Origin of the sequence: Pseudomonas sp. Fl4BN1 (genome assembly GCF_009908285.1) — a bacterium.
Taxonomy (GTDB): Bacteria; Pseudomonadota; Gammaproteobacteria; order Pseudomonadales; family Pseudomonadaceae; genus Aquipseudomonas.
Map to the genome: position 1 here is coordinate 18,825 of NZ_JAAARM010000045.1, position 24,243 is coordinate 43,067.

Here is a 24,243-nt window from a genome sequence, read left to right on the forward strand (position 1 = left end):
CACGGGGAATGTTTCGAGTGTAGACGGGCTATGCGGCGGGGGGAGAGGGAGGAGCTGCAAAAGGCAAAACCCCCAGCAGGGCTGGGGGTCTTGGGCTTACTCGTCGAGGAAGGAGCGCAAATGCTCGCTTCTCGTCGGATGGCGCAGCTTGCGCAACGCCTTGGCTTCGATCTGACGAATCCGTTCACGGGTCACGTCGAACTGCTTACCGACTTCCTCAAGGGTGTGGTCGGTATTCATGTCGATGCCGAAACGCATGCGCAGTACCTTGGCTTCACGGGCTGTGAGGCCGGAGAGTACTTCGCGAGTCGCTTCTTTCAGGCTCTCAACGGTGGCCACATCGATTGGCGACTGCATGGTCGAGTCTTCGATGAAGTCGCCCAGGTGGGAGTCTTCGTCATCACCGATCGGGGTTTCCATGGAGATCGGCTCTTTAGCGATCTTCAATACCTTGCGGATCTTGTCCTCAGGCATTTCCATGCGTTCGCCCAGCTCTTCCGGGGTCGGTTCGCGACCCATTTCCTGCAACATCTGCCGGGAAATACGGTTGAGCTTGTTGATCGTCTCGATCATGTGCACCGGAATACGAATGGTGCGGGCCTGGTCGGCGATCGAGCGAGTGATCGCCTGACGGATCCACCAGGTGGCATAAGTCGAGAATTTGTAGCCGCGACGGTATTCGAACTTGTCCACCGCCTTCATCAAGCCGATGTTGCCTTCCTGGATCAGGTCGAGGAACTGCAGGCCACGGTTGGTGTACTTCTTGGCGATCGAGATCACCAGACGCAGGTTGGCTTCAACCATCTCTTTCTTCGCGCGGCGGGCCTTGGCCTCACCGATCGACATGCGACGGTTGATGTCCTTGATCTCAGCGATCTTCAAGCCAGTTTCAGCTTCAAGAGCGGTCAGCTTCTGCTGGCAACGGATGATGTCCGGCTGCAGGCGAGCAATGGCTTCGGCGTATTTGCTCTTGCCTTTGGCCAGGGCGTCGGTCCAGCTTTCATCGACTTCGTTGCCCGGGAACTGGCGCAGGAAGTCAGCACGCGGCATACGAGCATCACGTACACAGAGCTGCATGATGGCGCGTTCTTGCTGACGCAGACGATCCAGCGCGCTGCGTACACGTTCAACCAGGCCTTCGAATTGCTTCGGTACCAGTTTGATCGGCATGAACAGCTCGGCCAGGGCCAGCATTTCGGCGATAGCTTGCTTGCTATCACGACCGTGCTTCTTCAGTACCTTGCGGGTGATCTCCATCTGATCGGAGACGGCGCCAAAGCGCTGTGCGGCGATGACCGGATCCGGACCGCTTTCGGTTTCTTCCTCTTCTTCGGTCGCTTCAGCTTCTTCTTCTTCGCTGTCGTCGTCCGCTTTCGCGGTTTTGGGGTCGACAGGAGGAGGCACTTCGGCGGCAGGCGGCGTAATGCCGTCATCCGGGTCGATGTACCCGCTGAGAACGTCAGACAGGCGTCCACCTTCGGTGGTGACGCGAGTGTATTCGGAGAGGATGTGATCAACCGTGCCAGGGAAGTGCGCGATTGCGCCCATCACTTCACGGATGCCCTCTTCGATACGCTTGGCGATTTCGATTTCGCCTTCACGTGTGAGCAGCTCTACCGTACCCATTTCGCGCATATACATGCGCACTGGGTCGGTAGTGCGACCAATGTCGGTTTCCACAGCCGCCAACGCTGCGGCGGCTTCTTCAGCTGCTGCTTCGTCGGTGTCGGCTTCGGCCAACAAAAGGGCATCCGCATCCGGAGCACTCTCGAATACGTTGATCCCCATGTCGTTGATCATGCGGATGATGTCTTCCACCTGTTCCGGATCTGAAATATCCTCCGGCAGGTGGTCGTTGACCTCCGCGTAAGTCAGGTAACCCTGCTCACGTCCACGGCTGATCAACTCTTTGAGGCGAGACTGCTGTTGCGCTTTTCCGGACATAACACCCTATCCACTGAAGGTCTTGGCGGGCAAAAAACAAGCCGAGGATTATACCCGAGCTATGACCTCACGCGCCAGTTGAGGTCGGGTTTGATGCGGGAACATTGCGTTTTAGAAGCTCAACCAGCTGTTTTTTCTCTTCGCCGCTGAGCTCGCTTTGACGCGATTTCCTGAGAAGTTGCTCTAAAACACGCTCACGTTGGCGAGCGGACAAACTATTAATGGTGTCGAAAAACTGTTGTTCAAGGTTATCTCCGTCGATCAGCCATTCTTTTTCCGCCAGTGCAGTAAGCAGATGCCCTTGCTGGGTGCCGTGCCAACGCGCCATCAGCTGATGAATAGAGCGTAGCTTAGGATTTTTCTGCACGGCTTCGATCAGGGCCACCAGCAACTGAGTGTTGGTGTTGTCGTCATCGGCAAAATATCCGGCATCTTCAACTTTTTCTGCCAATTGCGGGTGATGTAGCAAGGTTCGCAGGGCTGACAGCGTCGGAGGCTCTACTGCCGCCGGTACGCGCGGGCCTCTAGGTTGGTCGCGATCTTCTTGGCGCTTGCCCTTGCCGTTCTTGTCCCAGGGCTTGTTTTCCCATTTCTTGCCGCCACCGCTTTTCTTCGGTGTCCACTCCTGTTGAGGGGCATAGGCTTCCTGGTGAGGCTCATGGTAGTCGGCGTAATCCGGCATGGCGTCGTAATTGATGCCTGCGTCATAGGCCGGCGACGCCTCTGGTGGGGCGCTGTGGACCAACTGGTTGACCGTTTCATGGGTCAGGCCGGTGATTTCACTGAGGCGCTGGCGCATCAGGGTCCGCAGGTTGGCTCCGGGGATTTTTTCGATCAGCGGTGCGGCCAGGGTTGCAAGATGAGCCTTGCCTTCCAGTGAGCGCGGGTCTGCTTCATCGATCAACTGCTGGAAAAAGTAATCGGCCAGCGGTTGTGCATGTTGATTGATCCGGGCGCGGAAGGCGTCAGTGCCCTCGGAGCGAACCAGGGTGTCCGGATCTTCGCCTTCCGGGAGGAACAGGAAGCGCGCGCGGCGTCCATCCTGCAGGCAGGTCAGGGTTGCTTCCAGGGCGCGCCAGGCGGCCTTGCGCCCGGCTTGGTCGCCGTCAAAGCAGAACAGGACATTGGGCACTATGCGGAAAAGGCGCTTGAGGTGCTCTTCGCTGGTGGCGGTGCCCAGGGTTGCGACGGCATTGCGCAAGCCCTGTTGGGCCAGGGCGATCACGTCCATGTAGCCTTCGACGACGATGATCTCGTCGAGATTGCGATTGTTCTTGCGGGCCTCGAATAGGCCATAGAGCTCTTGGCCCTTATGGAATACCGGTGTTTCCGGCGAGTTCAGGTATTTGGGTTTGTCGTCCCCTAAAACTCGGCCGCCGAAGGCAATGATCCGGCCGCGAGAGTCGCGGATCGGGAACATTACCCGGTCGCGAAAGCGGTCGTAGCGCTTGCCGGTCTCGGCGTTTTCGATCAACAGGCCGGCATCGATCATGGCCTTTTGCTGCAGGGTGTCGCTGCTCAAATGCTTGAACAGGTTGTCCCAGCCGGGCGGAGCAAAGCCCAGGCCGAAGTCCCGGGCGATTTCGCCGGTGAGGCCGCGCCCTTTGAGGTAGTCGACCGCCGCCCTGCGTGCCGGGTGGCTTTTTAGTGCCTGGCGATAGTAGTCAGCGGCTGCTGTGAGCAGCGGGTACAGCGGCGAATCGGTAGGTTGCCGAGGTTTTCTATCGCCGCGGCTGCTTTCCTCTCGAGGGATCTCCATGCCTGCGGCTTTCGCCAGTTCCTCGACGGCCTGGGGGAAGTCCAGGTTGTCGTGGTCCATGATGAAACCGAGGGCATTGCCGCCCGCGCCACAGCCAAAACAGTAGTAGAACTGCTTGTCGGGGCTGACGCTGAAGGAGGGGGTCTTTTCTTTGTGGAATGGGCAGCAGGCGGTGTAGTTCTTGCCGGCTTTTTTGATCTGCAGGCGCGAGCTGACAACATCGACGATGTCGGTGCGGTTCAGAAGGTCGTCAATAAAGCTCTGGGGAATGAGCCCGGCCATGGCGTTCTCGTCATCACTGCGCGGAAAAATAGCCCTGGCGACGCTATCGAAAGATCAGGTGCAGCGAGGCTTTGACCTTGCGCGGCTTGACCCTGGTTTTCGGCGTGATCGCAGTCGGGAAGTGTATCTGCCGAACGTCCACTGACGTTAGTTTCAATCAGTATTCGACTTGAAGGTGTTGCGCTGAGTCCGACAGTGGCCATTGGAAGGCCTCGGATAGCTCATTAAGCGGGCGCTGGAGAAGGGCGCCTTGGGCTGATCGTCTGCAGGAATCAGTAAGGGTGTGCTCGTCAGTAGCCTTGGAAGGCTCGTCAGAAAAGACGTGCACCGCTGGCAGGAGCCAGGTCTGACGTGGTGAAGCAGGTTCGTCTGGGTCGCATGTGCGGCTTTGACGGTGAAGCATCAAGCGTAATCCGCAAATGCCATTAGCCCGGCTGAGGGCCGGGCTTGGCAGAAGCTTGCAGCGAACGTCTGTGTATTAGTACAGACGTACGGCGCGGCGCTGTTCGCGCTGAACTTTCTTGGCGTGACGCTTAACAGCTGCTGCTGCTTTGCGCTTACGCTCAGAAGTCGGCTTCTCGTAAAATTCGCGGCTACGAACTTCAGCCAGAACACCGGCTTTTTCGCAGGAGCGCTTGAAACGACGCAGAGCTACGTCGAAGGGTTCGTTCTCTTTAACTTTGACGGCTGGCATCCAGAGCTACCTTCATTCATTACCGGGGTCAACGTTCTCGTCGCAAAAATCGCGGCTGAGGTCGTCGGTTTTTAAGGGTTGCGGATGTTAACCCCTCAACGCTCGGAATGCAAAGCCTCTGATCGAAAACCGCTGGTCGGGCGCGGGAGTGGCGACTATTATGCGCGCCTTCGAATTCAGCCTCTACAAGGCGCAAACCCATGCTAGTACTGGGATTAGAAACCTCCTGCGACGAAACCGGCGTCGCGCTTTACGACAGTGAGCGGGGCCTGCTGGCCGACGCGCTGTTCAGTCAGATCGACCTGCATCGCGCTTATGGTGGCGTGGTGCCGGAACTGGCCTCCCGTGATCACGTCAAGCGCATGCTGCCGCTGATTCGCCAAGTGTTGGCGGAGGCTGACTGCGTGCCCACCGAGATTGATGCCATCGCCTACACTGCGGGTCCCGGCCTGGTTGGCGCCTTGTTGGTGGGTGCTTCCTGTGCCCAGGCTCTGGCCTTTGCCTGGGGCATTCCGGCCCTGGGGGTGCATCACATGGAAGGCCATCTGCTAGCGCCGATGCTGGAAGAACGACCGCCGCAATTCCCGTTCGTCGCTTTGTTGGTATCAGGCGGTCATACACAGCTGGTTCGGGTTGATGGTATCGGCCAATACGAGCTGTTGGGCGAGACTCTGGATGATGCGGCGGGCGAGGCATTCGACAAGACAGCGAAGATGCTCGGTCTGAATTATCCCGGTGGTCCCGAAATCGCCCGTCTGGCGACCCAGGGTGTGTTGGGGCGTTTTGTCTTCCCGCGGCCGATGACCGATCGCCCTGGGCTGGACTTCAGCTTCAGCGGCTTGAAAACCTTCGCCTTGAACACCTGGCAGCAGTGTGTCAGCGCTGGAGACGACGGTGAGCAAACCCGTTGCGACATCTCTCTCGCGTTCCAGCAGGCGGTGGTGGAAACTTTGACCATCAAATGCAAGCGCGCCTTGAAGCAGACCGGTCTCAAGCGTCTGGTGATTGCCGGGGGCGTAAGCGCAAACCAGGCTTTGCGGGCCTCGCTGGAAAAAATGCTCGCTGAAATGAAAGGCAATGTGTTCTATGCCCGTCCCGAGTTCTGCACCGACAACGGCGCGATGATTGCCTTTGCCGGCTGTCAGCGTTTACAGGCCGGACAACAGGAAAACCTGGCGATCACTGTGCAGGCCCGTTGGCCGATGGAGCAGTTGTCAGCCCTCTGACGGGGGCACAGGCAACTGCCAAGCTGAAGCCTTTTCATCGGCAGGATTCAAAAATGCCGTTCGCGCCCGGCAAACAGGTCGCGTAAATTGCCGCGATGGCGCCAGACGATCAGCAGCGTAAGCACGCTCATCGGCAGCAGTGCCTCAGGTTCCTGCCAGGCCAGTAGCGGCAGGGTCAGCGGCGTAGCGATCAAGGCGGCCAGCGAGCTGGTGCGAGTGAGGTAGAAGGTCAGCGCCCAGGCGGCGATGGCCAGCAAGGCGGCGGGGGGGTAGAGCCCCAGCAGCATGCCGGCGGCGGTGGCGACACCTTTGCCGCCCCGGAAGCGGAAGTACAGCGGGAACAGGTGACCGAGTACGGCATAGAGCCCGACCCAGGCCTGTTGCTGCAGTGAGAGCCCGGCTAGGTGAGCGATCAGTACAGGTACTAGGCCTTTGCACAGATCCCCCAGCAGGGTCAGGATCGCGAGTTTTTTGCCGGCCAGGCGCAACATGTTGGTGGCGCCGGCATTGCCCGAGCCACTCATTCGCGGGTCGGGATTGCCCGTAATGCGGCTGAGCAAAATGGCGAAGGACAGAGAGCCAAGCAGGTAGGCGAAAATCGCCAGTAACCAAAACATGCTAACTATTCCGGGCGAGGATGCCCTGATTCTAACGGCGCATTGCGCCCTTGTCGTGCAGCGGAGAAGAGTGCTTGGACAGAGTGTTTATCGAAGGACTGGAAGTGGACACTGTGATTGGTGCCTACGACTGGGAGCGTGGCATCCGACAGTGTCTGCGTCTTGATCTGAGCTTTGCCTGGGACAATCGCCCTGCCGCTGCAGGAGATGATCTGACGCTGGCGTTGGACTATGCCAGTGTCTCTACCCGGGTTCAGGCGTTCGCCGAGCATGCCCAATACCAGTTGGTGGAAACCTTTGCCGAGCGTCTGGCTGAAGTCTTGATGAGCGAATTTCACATCCCTTGGCTGCGCTTGAAGCTGACCAAGCCAGGTGCCGTTCCGGCTGCCACGGGTGTGGGCGTGGAGATCGAGCGCGGATGTCGCTGACTCAGGTTTATCTGGGGCTCGGTAGCAATATCGAGCGTGAAGTTCACTTGCGGGCTGGACTCGATGCCTTGGCCGGTTTCCTGGTGGACATGCGCTGCTCGGCGGTGTTCGAAAGCCAGCCGGTCGGGATCAAGAGCGGTCCGTTCTTCAATCTGGTGGTGTCGGCTTTTACCGATCTGTCACTGACTGAACTCGACCGCCGATTGAAACTCATCGAGGCGGACAACGGTCGTTATGCTCCTGATCGTAAAGGCCTGCCGTTGGACATCGACGTGTTGCTGTACGGTGATCTGACCGGCAATTTCGATGGGCTGGTATTGCCCCGTGCCGAGATTCTAAAGAACGCCTTTGTACTTTGGCCGTTGTCGCTGATGGCTCCCGAACGCGTGCATCCGCTGGCAGGCAAGAGCCTGGGAATGCTTTGGGATGAGGCGCAGATTGATCAGGTACTGGCGCCCGTAGCCTTCGAGTGGCGGGGCCAGCAGCTGACGCCTTCTGAGTTGTAGCGGTGGTCAGTTAGAGCGCGGACAAGGCTTGGGCCTTGCCCGCGTCTATCATGGCGCGTGCTGCTCCTTGTAGGCCTTGAGTGCTCTCAGTCGCTCCAGTCTCAGCGCTTCACCCAGCTCCGGACCCTTGAAGCCCTTCTCCAACAAGGGTTGAACTGCAACCGCGCGAGCAGTGGTTGCCGCGCCGCGCAGGTAATCGGCTTGGGGGTAAGGGCGCGATTCGAGCCCGAGTCGGCCGCGGGCATCCATTTCACAGGCGGCAATGAACTCTTCAAAGCGCTGCGGGCGCCGGAATACGTCGAAGCTCTGCAGCAACTCGAGCAATGTCGAGGCCTTGAGCTCCAGCGCCTTGTGCCCATGGGTGTGATATTGGCCTACCAGCAGTGCCAGTTCCTGGCATTCCCTTGGAGTCTTGAAGCGCTCATTGACCTCCTTGATCAGCTCCATGCCCGTGTATTCATGGCCGATGTGTCGTGGCCATTCCTCTTTAGGGGTCAAGCCTTTACCAAGGTCGTGCAGCAGGCAGGCCCAGCGGACATTGAGTGGCTGCCGGTGCAATGCCGCTTGCTGCAAAACGCTAAGGGTGTGCAGGCCTGTGTCTATTTCCGGGTGGTGGGCCGGTGGCTGGGGAACCCCGAACAGGGCGTCGACCTCCGGCATCAGCACTGCCAGGGCACCGCAGTCGCGTAGTACCTGGACGAAAATCTGTGGCTGATCTTCCATCAGTGCGCGGGATATCTCTTTCCAACTGCGCTCGGCTGTCAGGGCTTGAAGCTCGCCTGACTGGCTGAGTTGGCGCATCAGCTCAAGGGTGTCTGGTGCCACGCTGAAACCGAGGCTGGCGTAGCGAGCAGCGAACCGTGCAACTCGCAGTACACGCAAGGGATCTTCGGCGAATGCCGGGGAAACGTGGCGTAACAGCCGATCTTCGAGATCCTTCTGGCCGTTGTAAGGATCGGTAAGCACACCTTGAGCATCCTCGGCCATGGCGTTGATCGTCAGGTCGCGGCGAATCAGGTCCTCTTCCAGGGTGACTTCCGGGCTGGCGTGAAAGGTGAAGCCGCCATAGCCGCGTCCGCTTTTGCGCTCGGTTCGGGCCAGGGCGTATTCCTCGCCACTTTTTGGGTGCAGGAACACTGGGAAGTCGGCGCCCACTGGGCGAAAACCCTTGGCGACCATTTCTTCCGCGCTGGCACCGACCACCACCCAGTCGATGTCAGTGACCGGCCTGCCCAGCAGGCGATCTCGTACGGCACCGCCGACTTTGTAAATCTGCATAAAAAACCTCCGTTAGCGCGACAAGGATAACCCTTGTGTCGCGCTTTCGGAGGCTTGTTGTCGGGCTTAGAGGTGGATTACAGCCAGGTCCAGCCGACCATAGTCATTTTCGTTGTGATCGCTCTTTGGCGGCACGTGGAGGGTTTTCATTATCTGATCGCCCTGTAGGGTCTCCAGATGGATATCGAAGCCCCAGAGACGGTGCAGGTGCTTGAGCACTTCGTCGGTGGAGTCTCCCAGAGGTTTGCGATCATGTTGCTGGTGCCGCAGGGTCAACGAGCGGTCTCCACGCCGATCGATGCTCCAGATCTGCACGTTGGGTTCGCGGTTGCCCAGGTTGTATTGCGCAGCCAGGGTTTCACGGATGATCCGGTAGCCGCTCTCGTCGTGGATGGCGGGCACCAGCAGGTCGTCCTTCTGGTCGTCATCCATGATGCTGAACAGCTTGAGGTCACGGATTACTTTGGGCGAGAGGTACTGCAGGATGAAGCTTTCGTCCTTGAAGCTGCTCATGGCGAACTTGATGCTCGACAGCCAGTCGGTACCTGCCAGTTCCGGGAACCAGCGATGGTCCTCTTCGGTGGGGTCTTCGCAGATGCGCCGGATATCGCGGTACATGGCAAACCCGAGGGCATAGGGGTTGATGCCGTTGTAGTAAGGGCTGTCGAAGCCGGGTTGAAACACCACGCTGGTGTGGGAGGTGAGGAACTCCATCATGAAGCCGTCGGTCACCAGGCCCTCGTCGTACAAGTCATTCATCAGGGTGTAGTGCCAAAAGGTCGCCCAGCCTTCGTTCATCACCTGGGTCTGGCGCTGCGGATAGAAGTACTGGGCGATTTTGCGCACGATGCGCACTATTTCCCGCTGCCAGGGCTCCAGTAGCGGTGCGTGTTTTTCAATGAAATACAGGATGTTTTCCTGGGGTTCGCTGGGGAACCGCGCATTGTCCTTATCGCTGTACTTGTCTGCGCCTTTGGGGATCGTACGCCACAGGTCGTTGATCTGTTTCTGCAGGTGTTCTTCCCGGTCCTTCTGTCGCCGCCGCTCTTCTTCGGCGGAAATCGGGTAAGGGCGCTTGTAGCGATCGACTCCGTAGTTCATCAGGGCGTGGCAGGAGTCCAGCAGGTCCTCCACGGCATCGATCCCGTGGCGCTCCTCGCATTGCATGATGTACTGCTTGGCGAACACCAGGTAGTCGATGATCGAGCTGGCATCGGTCCAGGTGCGGAACAGATAGTTGCCCTTGAAGAAGCTGTTGTGCCCGTAGCAGGCATGGGCCACTACCAGGGCCTGCATGCAGATGGTGTTTTCCTCCATCAGGTAGGCAATGCAGGGGTCTGAGTTGATGACGATTTCGTAGGCCAGGCCCATCTGGCCGCGGGTGTAGGACTTTTCAGTGCTTAGGAAGTGTTTGCCATAGGACCAATGGTGGTAACCCAGTGGCATGCCCACCGAGGCATAGGCATCCATCATCTGCTCGGCAGTGATCACTTCGATCTGGTTGGGGTAGGTATCCAGGGCATAGCGTGCCGCGATACGGCTGATTTCGCGGTCGTAGGCCCGGATCAGCTCGAAGGTCCATTCCGAGCCGGTGGAGATGGGTTGGCGCTTCTGCTCTCTGGCGGTCATGTCACTAACCTGCGCTGGAAGAGTTCACGGAAGACCGGATAGATATCCCCGGCCGATACCAGTTGTTGCTGGGCGAAGGTGTCGGCAAAGGCCTCGGCAATTCGCTCGTATTCGAACCACAGGGCCTGGTGTTCCCGTGGGGTGATTTCCACATAGGTGTAGTACTGCACGAACGGCATGATCTGATTGATCAGGATATCGCGGCAGATGGGTGAGTCGTCGTTCCAGTTGTCGCCATCGGAAGCCTGGGCGGCGTAGATGTTCCACTCGTTGCTCGGATAACGCTCGGCCATGATCTCCTGCATCAGCTTCAAGGCACTGGAGACAATGGTGCCGCCGGTTTCCCGGGAGTAGAAAAACTCTTCCTCATCCACCTCGCGGGCGCTGGTGTGGTGGCGAATGAAGACCACGTCGATCTTGTCGTAATTACGTTTCAGGAACAGATAAAGCAGGATGAAGAAGCGCTTGGCGATGTCTTTGGTGGCCTGGGTCATGGAGCCCGACACGTCCATCAGGCAGAACATCACGGCCTTGGAACTGGGGTTGGGCTGTTTGATCAGCAGGTTGTACTTCAGGTCGAAGGTGTCGAGGAACGGAATGCGGTGAATTCGGGCGCTAAGACGTTCGATTTCCGCCTCGACTTCCTGAATATCGCCGAAATTGTCTGGTTCTTCACGTTTTAGCCGCGCCAGTTCTTCCTTGGCTTCCCGCAGTTTCGCCCGGCTGCTGCCAGAGAGGGCAATCCTTCGGGCGTGGGCTGAACGCAGGGTGCGGATGATGTTGATGCGTGCTGGGTTGCCTTCATTGCTGATGCCGGCGCGTACGGTCTTGAAGGTGTCGGTGCCGGTCAGGTTGCGTTTGACCAGGTTGGGTAGTTCAAGGTCCTCGAACATGAATTCGAGGAATTCCTCCTGGGTGATCTGGAACACGAATTCGTCCATGCCCTCGCCAGAATTACCGGCCTTGCCACGGCCTGCGCCTCCGCCGCCGCCCCCTTGGGGTCTGGCTATATGCTCGCCTGCAGTGAACTCCTTGTTGCCGGGGTGAACGACGGTCTGCTTGCCGCCACGCCCATGGTGAAGCACCGGTTCGTCGATATCCCGCCCGGGAATACTGATTTGTTCGCCATGTTCCATATCGGTGATGGAACGGCGGCTGACGGCCTCTTCGACGGCCTTCTTGATGTGGTCACGGTAGCGCCGCAGAAAGCGCTGGCGGTTAACCGTGCTCTTGTTCTTGCCATTGAGTCGTCGGTCGATCACATAGCTCATGGGGAGCCCTCCGGGCAGCTTCAAGTTCCCAGCAGCTCCAGGCAGCAAGCGCAAGCGCAATCACGATGGACGTACTTGGTGCTTTCAGCTTGCTGCTGGCTGCTGCTTCACTGCCTTACTGCGATTTTCTGACCCGCAGATACCATTCGGATAGCAGGCGTACCTGTTTGTCGGTGTAGCCGCGCTCGACCATCCGCGTGACGAAGTCGTTGTGCTTCTGCTGATCCTCCTTGCTGGCCTTGGCGTTGAAGCTGATGACCGGCAACAGGTCCTCGGTGTTGGAGAACATCTTCTTCTCGATAACCACCCGCAGCTTCTCGTAGCTGAGCCAGGTAGGGTTCTTGCCATTGTTGTTGGCTCGGGCGCGCAGGACGAAATTGACGATCTCGTTGCGGAAATCTTTCGGGTTGCTGATGCCCGCCGGCTTCTCGATCTTTTCCAGTTCCTCGTTGAGGGCTACGCGGTTGAGAATCTCGCCGGTTTCGGGATCGCGGTACTCCTGATCCTGAATCCAGAAATCTGCGTACAGCACATAACGGTCGAAGATGTTCTGGCCGTACTCGCTGTAGGACTCGAGATAGGCGGTCTGGATCTCCTTGCCGATGAACTCGATGTAGCGTGGTGCCAGGTATTCCTTGAGGAAGCGCAGATAACGCTCGCGGGTTTCCGCCTGGAACTGCTCCTGTTCGATCTGTTGTTCCAGTACATACAGCAGGTGCACCGGGTTGGCGGCTATCTCATGGGGGTCGAAGTTGAAGACTTTCGACAGGATTTTGAAGGCAAAGCGGGTTGATAGGCCGTTCATCCCTTCATCTACACCGGCGCTGTCGCGGTATTCCTGAATCGACTTTGCCTTGGGGTCGGTGTCTTTCAGGTTTTCGCCGTCATAGACCCGCATCTTCGAGTAGATATTGGAGTTTTCTGGCTCCTTGAGGCGCGAGAGCACGGTGAATTGCGCGAGCATCTTCAGGGTGTCGGGCGCGCAATGGGCCTTGGCCAGGGAGCTGTTGAACAGCAGCTTGTCGTAGATCTTCACCTCATCAGTGACCCGCAAGCAGTACGGCACCTTGACGATATAGATCCGGTCGATGAACGCTTCGTTGTTCTTGTTGTTGCGGAAGGTATGCCACTCCGATTCGTTGGAGTGGGCCAGCAGAATGCCGGTGAACGGAATTGCGCCCAGGCCTTCGGTGCTGTTGTAGTTGCCTTCCTGGGTCGCGGTCAGCAAGGGGTGCAGCACCTTGATCGGCGCCTTGAACATCTCGACGAATTCCATCAGGCCCTGGTTGGCCCGGCACAGTGCCCCGGAGTAGCTGTAGGCGTCAGCATCGTTCTGCGGGAACTCTTCCAGCTTGCGGATATCCACCTTGCCCACCAGGGCCGAGATGTCCTGGTTGTTCTCGTCCCCCGGCTCGGTCTTGGCCACGGCGATCTGGTTGAGAATCGATGGATACAGTTTCACCACTCGGAACTGACTGATGTCGCCGCCGAACTCTGATAGGCGCTTGGTGGCCCAAGGCGACATGATGGTGTTGAGGTAGCGCCGGGGGATGCCGAAGTCCTCTTCTAGAATCGCACCATCTTCCGTGGCGTTGAACAGGCCCAGTGGCGACTCAAAGACGGGGGAGCCCTTGATGGCGTAAAAAGGCACTTTCTCGATCAGTTGCTTGAGCTTTTCGGCCAGGGACGACTTGCCACCGCCCACCGGGCCCAGCAGGTAAAGAATCTGTTTCTTCTCTTCCAGGCCCTGAGCGGCGTGGCGGAAATAGGAGACGATCTGGTCGATGCACTCTTCCATGCCATGGAAGTCTTCAAAGGCCGGATAACGCCGGATCACCTTATTGGAGAAGATTCTCGACAGTCTCGAGTTGGTCGAGGTGTCCAGCAGTTCGGGTTCGCCGATGGCCAATAGCAGGCGCTCGGCGGCCGAGGCATAGGCGCTGCGGTCCTTTTTGCACAGTTCCAGGTATTCCTGCAGCGAAAGCTCTTCCTGGCGTGTGGATTCGAAGCGTTGTTGGAAGTGGCTAAAAATACTCATGACGTCACCTCGCTCGATACGTGGAGCCGGCGTCGGATCAGTCAGTCAAGTGCTGGCATGCAGCTGAGTTTCCAGCTGCTGTTTACCCCCCAGAACACTTTCAAAGCTATCGACCTTGAAAGCTAGTACCGATGACCCGCTCGCCGGTGTACCGGCTCTCCCCTGATTTGGATGGCCTGAGGCTAAGGATAGTTCGGAATCCGAGAGGTCAAGGAGAGATGGGGAATTAGTTGCGGACTACCGTTCGTCTGGTGCAGCGTCAGCCCGTGTAATCCGCGGGCTAGAGCTGCAGAAAAAAATTATTCGGCGTTGCCTTGGGCGATTTCCGCAGGGTAGGTGCTACGCCAGAGTTCGAAGCCTCCATCGAGGCTGTAAACGTCGGAAAAGCCCTGGCTGACCAGGTACGCCGCTGCACTCTGGCTGGAGTTGCCGTGATAGCAGACCACCACCAGCGGGGCGTCAAGGTCGGCACCGCGGATGAAGTCGGATATGGAGTGGTTATCCAGATGGTGCGAGCCGCTGATGTGGTTCAGTGCATAGGTCTGCGGATCACGGATGTCCACCACTACCGCACCTTGCTCGCGCAATGCCTGGGCCTGTTCTGGGGGGATGCGTTTGAATTCGCTCATGGCGGGCTCCTGAAGCCTGATGATCAGCGCGCGTTTAGCGCGTTGCCGGGACGGGCAAGGGGTCTGGGGAAAGAGGTGCTGTGTGGCCGTGTGCATCGCAGTCGCAGGTCAGGCGCACGCCGGTGTCGACATTTAGCAAGGTCATGGTTCCACCCCAGACACAACCGCTGTCCAGGGCAAAGATGCCGGGTTCGTTGCAATGGCCTTCCAGGGCCGCCCAATGGCCGAAGATGATCTTCAGGTTGCGGGTCTTGCGCTCCTTGTGACTGAACCAGGGGGCGTAGCCTGGTGGTGCGGTGTCCAGTCCTTCCTTGCTCTTGAGGTCGAGCTTGCCCTCGCTGGTGCAGAAACGCATGCGGGTGAAATAGTTGGTGATGACTCGCAGGCGAGTCACGCCTTTGAGCTCGCTATTCCATTTCACAGGTTCGTTACCGTACATGCCGTCCAGGAAAGGCTCGAAGAGGTTATCGTCACGCAGCGCCTCTTCAACCTCGGAAGCGCATTTCAGGGCTTTCTTCAACGACCACTGTGGTGCGATGCCCGCGTGTACCAGGGCGGCGTTGCGGGCTTCGTCGTAGTGCATCAGCTTTTGCCGGCGCAACCACTGCAACAGCGCTTCGCAATCCGGAGCTTCCAGGATCTCGCGCAGGGTATCGGATTTTTTCAGGCGCTCGATGTTGCGCCAGGCAGCCAGCAGGTGCAGGTCGTGATTGCCCAGCACGCAGACCAGCGAGTCGCGGATTGAATAGAGGTAGCGCAGGGTTTCCAGCGACTGCGGGCCGCGATTGACCAGGTCGCCCACCAGCCACAGGCGGTCCCGGGCTGGGTCGAAGGCAACTTGTTCAAGCAGGCACTGCAGCGGCTCCAGGCAGCCTTGCAGGTCGCCGACAGCGTAGGTCGCCATCAGTGCAAGGCTCCGGGTACTGCGAGGCGGAAGGGCGCGATGATGGCGTCGAACTGTTTGCCGTCTTCGGCCACCATCTGATAGCTGCCCTGCATATTGCCAACCCGGGTGGTCATTACCGTGCCGCTGCTGTAGGTGTGGCTTTTACCCGCGGCGATCAGCGGTTGCTGGCCAACCACCCCAGAGCCGCGGACCTCTTCGACATGCCCGTCACCGTCGGTGATCACCCAGTGCCGTGACAGCAGCTTGGCTGGAAGCAAGCCGTTGTTCTGGACCGTGATGGTGTAGGCGAAGGCGAAGCGGTTTTGCTCGGGTTGCGATTGGTCTGCCAGAAAGCGGGTGACGACGCTGACGTCGACCTGATAACGAGGATCGGACATGCAAAAAGGCCTTTCAAAGCAAAGCGGGCGCGGGACAAAACTGATGGAGGTCAGTCTAGGTCAAGTATCAGGTAGTAAACCAGACATCCTGTCTGGCGTCCTACCCGTTATCGGCCCGGGGCGTTTCAGTTGACGTCGGGCTTGACCTGGTCTGCCAACTGGTCGGCCAAGCGCACGAAGGCCGCCAGGTCGAGCTGCTCGGGGCGCAGGCTGCCGTCGACGCCTGCGGCCTCGATCTCGGCGTTGCTGAGGAGGGCCTTGAGGGTGTTGCGCAGGGTCTTGCGACGCTGATTGAAGGCTTCGCGAACGACGCGCTCCAGCAGGCGGTGGTCCTTGGCCGGGTGCGGCAGTACCGCGTGCGGTACCAGTCGTACGATCGCCGAATCGACCTTCGGTGGGGGATTGAAGGCGCCGGGGCCGACGTTGAACAGGTGTTCCACGCGGCAGTGATACTGAACCATGATCGACAGGCGACCCCAGTCACCACCGCCAGGGCCGGCAGCCAGGCGCTCGACCACTTCCTTTTGCAGCATGAAGTGCATGTCGCGGATCAGACCGGCGTTCTGCAACAGGTGAAAGATCAGCGGGGTAGAGATGTTGTAGGGCAGGTTGCCGACTACCCGTAGGCTTCTGGGTGCTGCACCCAGGGTATTGAAGTCGAACTTCAGGGCATCGCCCTGGTGCAGGTTGAAGTTGCTCTTGTCGGCGAATTGCTGGTTGAGAATCGGGATCAGATCCTTGTCCAGCTCCACCACATCCAGCTGCGCACCGCTGTTCAGCAGGCCTTCGGTCAGGGCGCCCTGGCCCGGGCCGATTTCCAGCAGACGGTCTTCGGGCTTGGAATGGATGGCCCGCAGGATACGGTCGATGACGCCCGCGTCGTGCAGGAAGTTCTGGCCGAAGCGCTTGCGCGCCCGGTGTTGGTATTGCTCGCTCATAAACGGTTCTCGGCCATCTGGTAGGCGGTTTCCAAGGCGACCTGCAGGCTGCCGGTGTCGATCTTGCCGCTGCCGGCCAGATCCAGGGCGGTGCCGTGGTCGACTGAAGTGCGGATGATCGGCAAGCCGAGCGTTACGTTGACAGCCGCGCCGAAACCTTTGTATTTCAGCACAGGCAAGCCCTGGTCGTGGTACATCGCCAGCACTGCGTCGCAGTGCTCCAGATATTTGGGGGTAAACAGAGTGTCGGCAGGCAATGGGCCACGCAGGTCCATGCCTTCATTGCGCAGGCGCTCTAGGGTGGGTTCGATAATGTCGATTTCTTCGCGGCCCAGGTGCCCGCCTTCGCCGGCATGGGGGTTGAGCCCGCAAACCAGGATGCGCGGCCGGGCGATCCCGAACTTGTGCTGCAGGTCGGCGTGCAGAATCCGTGTGACTCGTTCCAGTCGCTCGACGGTAATCGCGTCGGCGATCTCCCGCAGGGGCAGGTGAGTGGTCACCAGTGCTACGCGCAAGCCATGGGTGGCGAGCATCATCACGACCTGTTCGGTGTGGGTCAGGTCGGCGAGGAATTCGGTATGGCCGGAAAAGGCGATCCCGGAATCGTTGATCACGCCCTTATGTACGGGGGCGGTGATCATGCCGGCGAAATGCCCATCGAGACAGCCCTGGCCAGCGCGAGTCAGGGTTTCCAGGACAAAGGCGGCATTGGCCTTGTCCAGTTGGCCACTGACCACTGGTTTGCCCAGAGGTGTATCCCAGACATACAGGCTGTTCGCCGGAGCGGGTACCGTCGGTAGTTGGTCCGGGGTCACCGGTAGCAGATCGACTGCCACACCCAGTTGCGTGGCCCGCTCAAGGAGCAGGTCACGGCTGGTAATGGCAATCAGGGGATGTGGCTGGGGTTGCGAGGCGAGCAGCAGGCAAAGGTCAGGACCTATGCCCGCAGGCTCACCGGGTGTCAGTGCGAAACGTCTGGGTTTCAATGTGCCGCCTGTTCCGCGCCTGGCAGTTTGATCTCGACATAGGCTTCATCACGGATCTGGCGTAGCCAGGTCTGCAGCTCTTCGTCGTATTTACGGTTACGCAGGACGGTCATGGCTTGCTGCTCGCGGGCCTGGCTGGTGCTGTCGGTGGCACGACGGCCGAGGACTTCCAGGACATGCCAGCCATAAGGGCTCTTGAACGGCTTGGACAGCTGGCCTTGCGGGGTCTTGGCCATCACTTCGCGGAATTCCGGCACCAGAGCGTTCGGGTCGATCCAGTTAAGGTCGCCGCCGTTGAGCGCCGAGCCCGGGTCTTCCGAGTAGCTTTTCGCCAGTTCGGCAAAGTCTTCGCCGGCTTCGATGCGATCGTAGAGCTTCTGCGCCAGGCGCTTGGTCTCTTCTTCGCTACGAATTTCGCTTGGCTTGATCAGGATGTGGCGTACATGCACTTCGTCACGCACCTGATTGCCGCCGCCACGCTTGTCCAGCAGCTTGAGGATGATGAAGCCGCCTGGGGTGCGCGCTGGTTGAGTGATTTCGCCCACTGCCATTGCACTCAGTTCACGATCGAACGGAGGGGGCAATTGAGCGGCTTTACGCCAGCCCATGTCACCGCCTTCCAGAGCGTTGTCACTGCCGGAACGGGCAATTGCCAGTTGCGCGAAGTCCGCACCTTGCTTGAGCTGTTGGTACACATCCATGGCCTGACGGGCCGCGTTCTGAATGGCCTCGGAGTTGGCGCTTTCCGGGGTCGGAATCAGGATGTTGGCCAGGTGCAATTCTTCGGAGAGCTGCATCTTGCCCAGGTCCGAGGCGAGGAAGTTCTTCACTTCCTGCTCCGATACCTGAATGCGCTCAGCCACGCGGCGTTGACGCACACGGCTGATGATCATCTCACGGCGAACCTGGTCACGAGCGTCGTCATAAGACAAACCGTCGTGAGCCAGGGCTGCACGGAACTGCTCGATGCTCATGCTGTTGCGCTGGGCAATGGTGCCAATGGCCTGGTTCAGTTCTTCGTCGGTGATACGGATGCCTGAGCGTTCGCCAATCTGCAGTTGCAGGTTTTCAACGATCAGACGCTCCAGAACCTGTTGTTCCAGGACGCTGGTCGGCGGCACGCCACCGCCACGCTTGGCGATGGTTTGCTGAACTTCGTGAACCCGCTGGTCCAACTGGCTCTGCATGACCACGTCGTTGTCGACGATGGCCACGACCTTGTCGATGGACTGCACGGCGGCGCTGGCCGCAGTGCTCAGGAACAGCGCGCCCAGCATCAGCGGGCGCAGACAATCAGAAAGCTTGGTCTTCACGTTCACGATAACCTTGAATGCCTTTGTCGAGGAAGCTCTCTACCTTGGTGCCCATGACGCCACCGAGTCCCTTCAGAACAATTTGGAGGAAGATGCCGCGGTCGCCTTTCTCGTTTTCCGGAGCGTTCTGACTGAACTCGTCATACTTGACCCAGTAACGGCTGATCAGGCGCAGTTTCCAGCAGCAGTTGTCGTATTCGAAACCACCGAAGGCCTCGAGCGTGCGGTTACGGTTGTAGTCGTACTGCCAGCGGCTGATGGCGTTCCATTGCGGCACGATCGGCCAGATCACCGAGAAGTCATGCTGCTGGATCTTGTAGTAGTCCTTCACGTAGCCCGGAGTGCCCGGGGTGCCGTAGTCGCCACCCATTTTCCAGGTACCGCTGTTCTGGTCGTAACGAATCTGGTCGTTGCGATAGCGATAACCGGCGTTGACCACCTTGTTCGGGTTGTCTTCAGGCTGGTAGTGGAACATTGCACTGCCGGAGCGCGTGCTGTGGCTATCCGGATCCCAGTTGTACTCTGTGTTGGCGCGCCAGTCGCGGTTGAAGCGGTATTCGTACTCAAGCGCATAAGGCGAGACGTTGGACGTAGCGTCAGCACGGGTACGGTAATCGATGCCTGGCAACTGGACGGTGCGGTCCTTGAAGTACACGGCTTGACCGACGCTGATGCGTTGGCGCTGGAAGCCGTTGTCTTCGATCCAGCGGCTGGTCAGGCCAAGAGACAGCTTGTTCTCGTCGCCGACACGGTCGGAGCCGGAGAAACGGTTGTCACGGAACAGCGAGGAGTAGCTGAAGGTGGACTCGCCGGTATCGAATACCGGGATGTTCTTCTGGTCTTCCTCAGGTACATAGAGGTAGAACGCCCGTGGCTCCAGGGTCTGGCGGTAGTTCTTGCCAAACCAATGGGTGTCACGGTCGAAGTACAGGCCGCCGTCGACGCTGGCGATCGGAACGCCACGATTCTGCGAGCTGTTGAACGATTCGCCCAAGGCTGCCGAATTGTTCTTGTTGAGGCGCAGGTCTTGTTTGCCCTGCGCATCCAGATCCAAGCTGTATTGGGTGTACATGTACTTGAGGGACGGCGTCAGGTAGCCATAACTCCAGTTCAACGGCAGGCTGACACCAGGCTTGAGGTTCAAGCGGTCACCGTTTGAACGAGCCAGGCCGGCGACATTGGTATCCAGTCGTGGAGTGCCCACTGTACCTTTGACCGGATCGATAGGGCCGCCATCTTTATCCGTGAAGTTACCTGTCAACAGATCCCGCTCAAAGCGCACCAGTTCGGTTTCGTAAGTGAAATCCAGACCTTGCGGATGGTACGGCAGCGCACCGTTGAAGGTGATCTGCGGCAGCCGGTTGTACGGGGTGATGTTGGACACGCTCGCCAGTTCATACGCCTGCACGTTGAGGCGTGCGGTGTAGTCATCGCCACGATAGGTCACGGCGCCTTGCTGGTTGACGTAGTCGGTGGTCTTTACGCCGATCTGGTCGGTTTGCAGGTCCTGGAAGTAATACGGGTCGCTGATCTTGGTGTAGTCGACCTCGGTCATCAGACGCGAATCAAGCCCGCCCTTGTGCTGCCAGTTGAGCATGTAGCGGGTTTTTTCGTAGTCGGTCTGCTTGCTGCGATCGGTGTTGTCGTCGTTGAGGTACGCGGCGCCGAACTGACCTTCGCTGCTCTTGGTCAGGTAACGGAACTCGCCTTCCATCAACAGGCCGCGCTTGGCCATATAGCGCGGATACAACGTGGCATCGTAGTTTGGCGCCAGGTTGAAGTAGTACGGTGTGACCAGCATGAAGCCGGTATCGCTGCCGGAGCTGAAGCTCGGTGGCAAGAAGCCGGACTGGCGACGATCGTCGATCGGGAAGTAGATATATGGGGTGTAGAGCACCGGAATATCTTTGACCCGAAGGGTCACGTTGGTCGCAGTACCGAAGCCGGTGGCCGGGTTCAAGGTGATGTTGTTGCCCTTGAGCTGCCAGGCGTTGCTATTCGGCTCGCACGTGGTGTACGTACCATCCTTGAGGCGGATGATGGCGTTTTCTGCACGCTTGGCGTACAGCGCGTTACCACGGACCCGAGACTTGTGCAGGACGTACTCGGCGTTGTCGACCTTGGCTTCACCGGTGTCCAGCTGGACATCGGCGTGGTCGCCGACCAGCAGCGCGCCATTGTCGCGTACGCGCACGTTACCGCTCAGTTCGCCACGATTCTCGGCCTGGTACAGGCTTGCTTCATCGGCCTCGACCTGCATGCTGCCTTGGCGCATGACCACGTCACCGGCCAGGGTCGCAACTTGTTCTTCCTGCTGATAACGCGAAGCCTTGGCGCCGATAAAGGTCGGCGCGTCACTTTTATTCGTCTTGTCATTCATGCCAGGACGAATCGGTTCGATATAGGAACCAGAGCAGTAAGGACCGGTTTCAGCCAATTGAGCGGCGGTGAGCTTTTCACGCGGCACCCAGTCGAGGTGACTGTAGTCCGTACTGCGGGACTTCAGACCACGACCTTTGGCCTGGGTCACCAGTGCTGGCTTGTCGCCGCTGGCTTCGCCGGAGCCTACGCTTTCGGCCGCGGTGGAACCGCTGGAACTGACCGAGCTGGCGTCGTGGACCGGGCGCGGAGGCAGTTGGGCTGCGCTGCTTTTCGGCGCACAGGCCCAGCCACCCGAAGCAGAGACCGAGCAGTCATACTGTTCCGCGGCGACCACGAAGGAAGTGGCTAGAGGTTGCAGGGCCAGCAAACTGCCGGTAACCAGCAACGGAAATTTTTTACGAAACGCGGGGGATTTCAATGCCATCTTATTAGTCCGGGCTTCCTGCGTGCCATCTGCCCGCGGTGGTGGGCCGCACGCCTCTCGATGGTCTGAAAAAGATGCTGGATAATAAAGCATGACCCGCTTGACGGCTAGCGCCGTCGGAGACCCTTGTAATGCCTGACCAAGATGTACGCTTGCAACACCTGAAAGTTTGGCTCGATGAGCAGTTGGCGATTGTTTATGCAGCACAAGGCTGGGGCGAGGTGCCCTCGGCAACGTTGACCGCGGCCAGCAGCGACGCGAGTTTCCGCCGTTATTTCCGCTGGCAGGGGGCGGGCCGCAGCTTCGTGGTCATGGACGCTCCGCCGCCCCAGGAAAACTGCAAACCCTTCGTGGATATCGCCCATTTGCTGGCGACTTCCGGCATTAACGTGCCGAAAATTTATGCACAAGATTTGCCTCGTGGCTTTCTTTTGCTCAATGACCTGGGCAACCAGACCTATCTTGACGTGATCGACGAGAACAATGCCGACGCATTTTTCGACGATGCGCTGCAAGCGTTGCTGGCCTTTCAGCAACTGCCGATGGATGCGCCATTGCCCAGCTACGATGTCGCCTTGCTGCGCCGCGAACTGGAACTGTTCCCTGAGTGGTACGTCGGGCGTGAGTTGGGCGTTACCTTCAATCAACAGCAGCGCGAGCAGTGGCAAAAGGTTACCGATTTGCTGATCGACAGTGCCCTTGCGCAACCCAAGGTGCTGGTGCATCGCGACTATATGCCACGTAACCTGATGCTCAGCGAGCCGAACCCGGGGGTACTGGACTTTCAGGATGCGGTCTACGGTCCGGTGACCTACGACGTGACCTGTTTGTTCAAGGATGCCTTCCTCAGCTGGCCGGAATCGCGAGTTCAGGGCTGGTTGAACGACTACTGGAACCAGGCACGGGCACGAGGGATTGCGGTCCATGAGGACTTTGACGAGTTTCTTCGGGCCAGTGATCTGATGGGCGTTCAGCGTCATCTCAAGGTAATCGGCATCTTCTCGCGAATCTGCCATCGCGACGGCAAGCCTCGCTACCTGGCGGATGTCCCGCGCTTCTTTGCCTATATAGAAGCAGTGCTGGCTCGCCGCCCCGAACTGGTGGAGTTGTCGCAGTTGCTGCTCAGCCTGCGCCAGCCGGTGGGAGCCAATGCATGAAGGCGATGATTCTGGCCGCCGGTAAGGGTGAACGCATGCGCCCCTTGACCTTGACCACTCCCAAACCGCTGCTGCCTGTAGCTGGCGTGCCCTTGATCGAATACCACCTGCGGGCCCTGGCGGCAGCGGGCTTTCGCGATATCGTCATCAACCATGCCTGGCTTGGCCAGCAGATCGAGGATGCCTTGGGCGATGGTCAGCGTTGGGGCCTGAATATCCAGTACTCGGCGGAAAGCCAACCTCTGGAAACTGCCGGTGGCATTTTCCAGGCGTTGCCCTTGCTGGGCGAAGAGCCGTTCCTGGTGGTCAACGGCGACATCTGGACCGACTACGACTTTGCCTCTCTGCGTCGCCCCCTGGCCGGGCTGGCTCACCTGGTGATGGTCGACAACCCGGCGCACCATCCCAGCGGCGGTGATTTCTGCCTGAAGAACGGCCTGTTGCACGATGCCCAGCCTGGCGTTGCGGCCCTGACGTTCAGCGGCATCTCCGTTCTGCATCCTCGGCTGTTCCAGCATTGTGTCGCCGGCCCCTTCAAACTGGCGCCGCTGCTTCGCGAAGCCATGGCCCAGGGACAGGTCAGCGGCGAGCATATGCAGGGGCAGTGGATTGATGTCGGCACTGTCGAGCGCTTGGCGCAGGTTGAACACTTGCTGCAAGCGAGTCGCTGATATGTGGTGGCCAGGGACTCTGATCGGAGCCGGAGCGGGTTTTGCAATTGCCAGCATTCCGGGGGCCATGCTTGGTGCGTTGTTGGGGCAGGCGCTGGACCGGCGTCTGCAACTGCGCAGCTGGGCGCAGGTACGTGAACGCCTGGGTGGTCGCCCGGCGTTGCGCAACGATGAACTGCTGTTCGTACTGTTGGGACGGCTGGCGAAAAGTGATGGCCGGGTAGTCGATGGGCATATTCAGCAGGCGCGTCAGGAAATGCGTTCGCTGGAGATGAATGATGCCGGGCAGCGCCGGGCCATTGCTGCCTTTAACCGTGGCAAGTCGGGCAATGATCGCCTGCGCGGGTACCTGCGGCGTCTTGGTACCCAGCCTCACGCCGCAGAAGGTGTGCTGCGGGCTTGTTGGCGTATGGTCTGGGCCGATGGCCGGGTGGGGCCAGCGGAGCGCGAGCTGATCCAGCTCTGGGGTAAATGGCTAGGCTGGACCACGGAGCAGATTCAGGCGCTGGCACAAGACTATGGGCCGGCCAGAAAGAACCTGGGGGAAGGGACCATCACCTATCAGGAAGCATTGAGTGTGTTGGGGGTTGCCGCCACCAGTGAGCCGGCGCAAATCAAGCACGCCTATCGTCGGCTGCTCAGTCGTCATCATCCGGACAAGATCGCCGGTAGCGGCGCCAGTGCAGCCCAGGTACGTGACGCCACGGAAAAGACCCGTGAGTTGCACAGTGCCTATGCGTTGATACGCCAGCGACGGGACTTTCGCTGAAGGGGAGGGGTGTTGGGT

At 59.1% G+C, this 24,243-nt stretch carries 20 protein-coding genes and 1 pseudogene; 6 read left to right on the forward strand and 15 right to left on the reverse strand.

The features are described from left to right. Nucleotides 1-96: 96 nt before the first annotated feature. The 3 genes from rpoD to rpsU all read right to left on the reverse strand — a co-directional run bounded on the left by rpoD (nt 97) and on the right by rpsU (nt 4,679). A complete protein-coding gene (gene rpoD, locus GV818_RS30135) occupies nt 97-1,944 on the reverse strand; it encodes an RNA polymerase sigma factor RpoD (protein ID WP_161758440.1) in 1,848 nt (615 codons plus the stop codon). 67 nt (nt 1,945-2,011) lie between these two features. Beyond that, entirely contained in the window at nt 2,012-3,985 is a 1,974-nt protein-coding gene (gene dnaG / locus GV818_RS30140; protein ID WP_161778327.1) for a DNA primase, read from the reverse strand. A 478-nt stretch (nt 3,986-4,463) separates the two neighbouring features. After that, nucleotides 4,464-4,679, reverse strand: coding sequence for a 30S ribosomal protein S21 (gene rpsU / locus GV818_RS30145; protein WP_002551877.1), 216 nt, complete (start codon nt 4,677-4,679; stop codon nt 4,464-4,466). A 200-nt stretch (nt 4,680-4,879) separates the two neighbouring features. Here rpsU and tsaD point away from each other — a divergent pair, with 200 nt between their 5' ends. Then, a complete protein-coding gene (tsaD, locus tag GV818_RS30150) occupies nt 4,880-5,905 on the forward strand; it encodes a tRNA (adenosine(37)-N6)-threonylcarbamoyltransferase complex transferase subunit TsaD (protein ID WP_161778328.1) in 1,026 nt (341 codons plus the stop codon). A gap of 47 nt (nt 5,906-5,952) precedes the next feature. Here the strand turns inward: tsaD and plsY are convergent, their stop codons facing one another. Beyond that, nucleotides 5,953-6,522 (reverse strand): glycerol-3-phosphate 1-O-acyltransferase PlsY, encoded by a 570-nt coding sequence (plsY, locus tag GV818_RS30155; RefSeq protein ID WP_161758437.1) that lies wholly within the window; start codon nt 6,520-6,522, stop codon nt 5,953-5,955. Nucleotides 6,523-6,596: 74 nt separating this feature from the next. Here plsY and folB point away from each other — a divergent pair, with 74 nt between their 5' ends. Further along, nucleotides 6,597-6,950 (forward strand): dihydroneopterin aldolase, encoded by a 354-nt coding sequence (gene folB, locus GV818_RS30160; RefSeq protein ID WP_161758436.1) that lies wholly within the window; start codon nt 6,597-6,599, stop codon nt 6,948-6,950. Further along, a complete protein-coding gene (gene folK, locus GV818_RS30165) occupies nt 6,941-7,456 on the forward strand; it encodes a 2-amino-4-hydroxy-6-hydroxymethyldihydropteridine diphosphokinase (protein WP_161778329.1) in 516 nt (171 codons plus the stop codon). The genes folB and folK overlap by 10 nt, the downstream gene beginning before the upstream one ends. Before the next feature lie 48 nt (nt 7,457-7,504). Here the strand turns inward: folK and GV818_RS30170 are convergent, their stop codons facing one another. From GV818_RS30170 to GV818_RS30220, 11 genes are all read right to left on the reverse strand, one after another. Next, complete coding sequence (locus GV818_RS30170) at nt 7,505-8,734, reverse strand: multifunctional CCA addition/repair protein (protein WP_161778330.1); 1,230 nt, start codon at nt 8,732-8,734, stop codon at nt 7,505-7,507. A gap of 66 nt (nt 8,735-8,800) precedes the next feature. Next, a complete protein-coding gene (locus GV818_RS30175; RefSeq protein WP_161758433.1) occupies nt 8,801-10,363 on the reverse strand; it encodes a SpoVR family protein in 1,563 nt (520 codons plus the stop codon). After that, nucleotides 10,360-11,634, reverse strand: a complete 1,275-nt coding sequence (locus tag GV818_RS30180; protein WP_161758432.1) for a YeaH/YhbH family protein — start codon at nt 11,632-11,634, stop codon at nt 10,360-10,362. Before GV818_RS30180 ends, GV818_RS30175 begins: the two co-directional genes overlap by 4 nt. Nucleotides 11,635-11,749: 115 nt before the next feature. Next, a complete protein-coding gene (locus GV818_RS30185; protein WP_161758431.1) occupies nt 11,750-13,672 on the reverse strand; it encodes a PrkA family serine protein kinase in 1,923 nt (640 codons plus the stop codon). A 299-nt stretch (nt 13,673-13,971) separates the two neighbouring features. Further along, nucleotides 13,972-14,301 (reverse strand): thiosulfate sulfurtransferase GlpE, encoded by a 330-nt coding sequence (gene glpE, locus GV818_RS30190; RefSeq protein WP_161758430.1) that lies wholly within the window; start codon nt 14,299-14,301, stop codon nt 13,972-13,974. A 34-nt stretch (nt 14,302-14,335) separates the two neighbouring features. Further along, on the reverse strand, nt 14,336-15,205 hold the full coding sequence (locus GV818_RS30195; RefSeq protein ID WP_161778331.1) for a symmetrical bis(5'-nucleosyl)-tetraphosphatase: 870 nt from the start codon (nt 15,203-15,205) through the stop codon (nt 14,336-14,338). Further along, the gene (gene apaG, locus GV818_RS30200; RefSeq protein ID WP_161758428.1) at nt 15,205-15,585 is read right to left on the reverse strand and encodes a Co2+/Mg2+ efflux protein ApaG; all 381 of its coding nucleotides are present in this window, start codon (nt 15,583-15,585) and stop codon (nt 15,205-15,207) included. The genes GV818_RS30195 and apaG overlap by 1 nt, the downstream gene beginning before the upstream one ends. A gap of 125 nt (nt 15,586-15,710) precedes the next feature. Next, nucleotides 15,711-16,523: a 16S rRNA (adenine(1518)-N(6)/adenine(1519)-N(6))-dimethyltransferase RsmA gene (gene rsmA, locus GV818_RS30205; RefSeq protein WP_161778332.1), complete on the reverse strand. Its 813-nt coding sequence runs from the start codon at nt 16,521-16,523 to the stop codon at nt 15,711-15,713. Further along, a complete protein-coding gene (pdxA, locus tag GV818_RS30210) occupies nt 16,520-17,509 on the reverse strand; it encodes a 4-hydroxythreonine-4-phosphate dehydrogenase PdxA (RefSeq protein ID WP_161778333.1) in 990 nt (329 codons plus the stop codon). The genes rsmA and pdxA overlap by 4 nt, the downstream gene beginning before the upstream one ends. Next, nucleotides 17,506-18,822: a peptidylprolyl isomerase SurA gene (gene surA / locus GV818_RS30215; RefSeq protein WP_161758425.1), complete on the reverse strand. Its 1,317-nt coding sequence runs from the start codon at nt 18,820-18,822 to the stop codon at nt 17,506-17,508. The genes pdxA and surA overlap by 4 nt, the downstream gene beginning before the upstream one ends. Further along, a complete protein-coding gene (locus GV818_RS30220; RefSeq protein ID WP_161778334.1) occupies nt 18,803-21,628 on the reverse strand; it encodes an LPS-assembly protein LptD in 2,826 nt (941 codons plus the stop codon). Before GV818_RS30220 ends, surA begins: the two co-directional genes overlap by 20 nt. 131 nt (nt 21,629-21,759) lie before the next feature. Between GV818_RS30220 and GV818_RS30225 the strand changes: the two are divergent. The 3 genes and pseudogenes from GV818_RS30225 to GV818_RS30235 all read left to right on the forward strand — a co-directional run. Then, nucleotides 21,760-22,524 (forward strand): annotated as a pseudogene (locus tag GV818_RS30225) (aminoglycoside phosphotransferase family protein); the annotation flags it as partial. Between the two features lie 257 nt (nt 22,525-22,781). Next, entirely contained in the window at nt 22,782-23,456 is a 675-nt protein-coding gene (gene murU, locus GV818_RS30230) for an N-acetylmuramate alpha-1-phosphate uridylyltransferase MurU (protein WP_161778336.1), read from the forward strand. A gap of 1 nt (nt 23,457) precedes the next feature. Further along, nucleotides 23,458-24,225, forward strand: coding sequence for a TerB family tellurite resistance protein (locus tag GV818_RS30235; protein WP_161778337.1), 768 nt, complete (start codon nt 23,458-23,460; stop codon nt 24,223-24,225). The last annotated feature ends 18 nt before the right edge of the window (nt 24,226-24,243 follow it).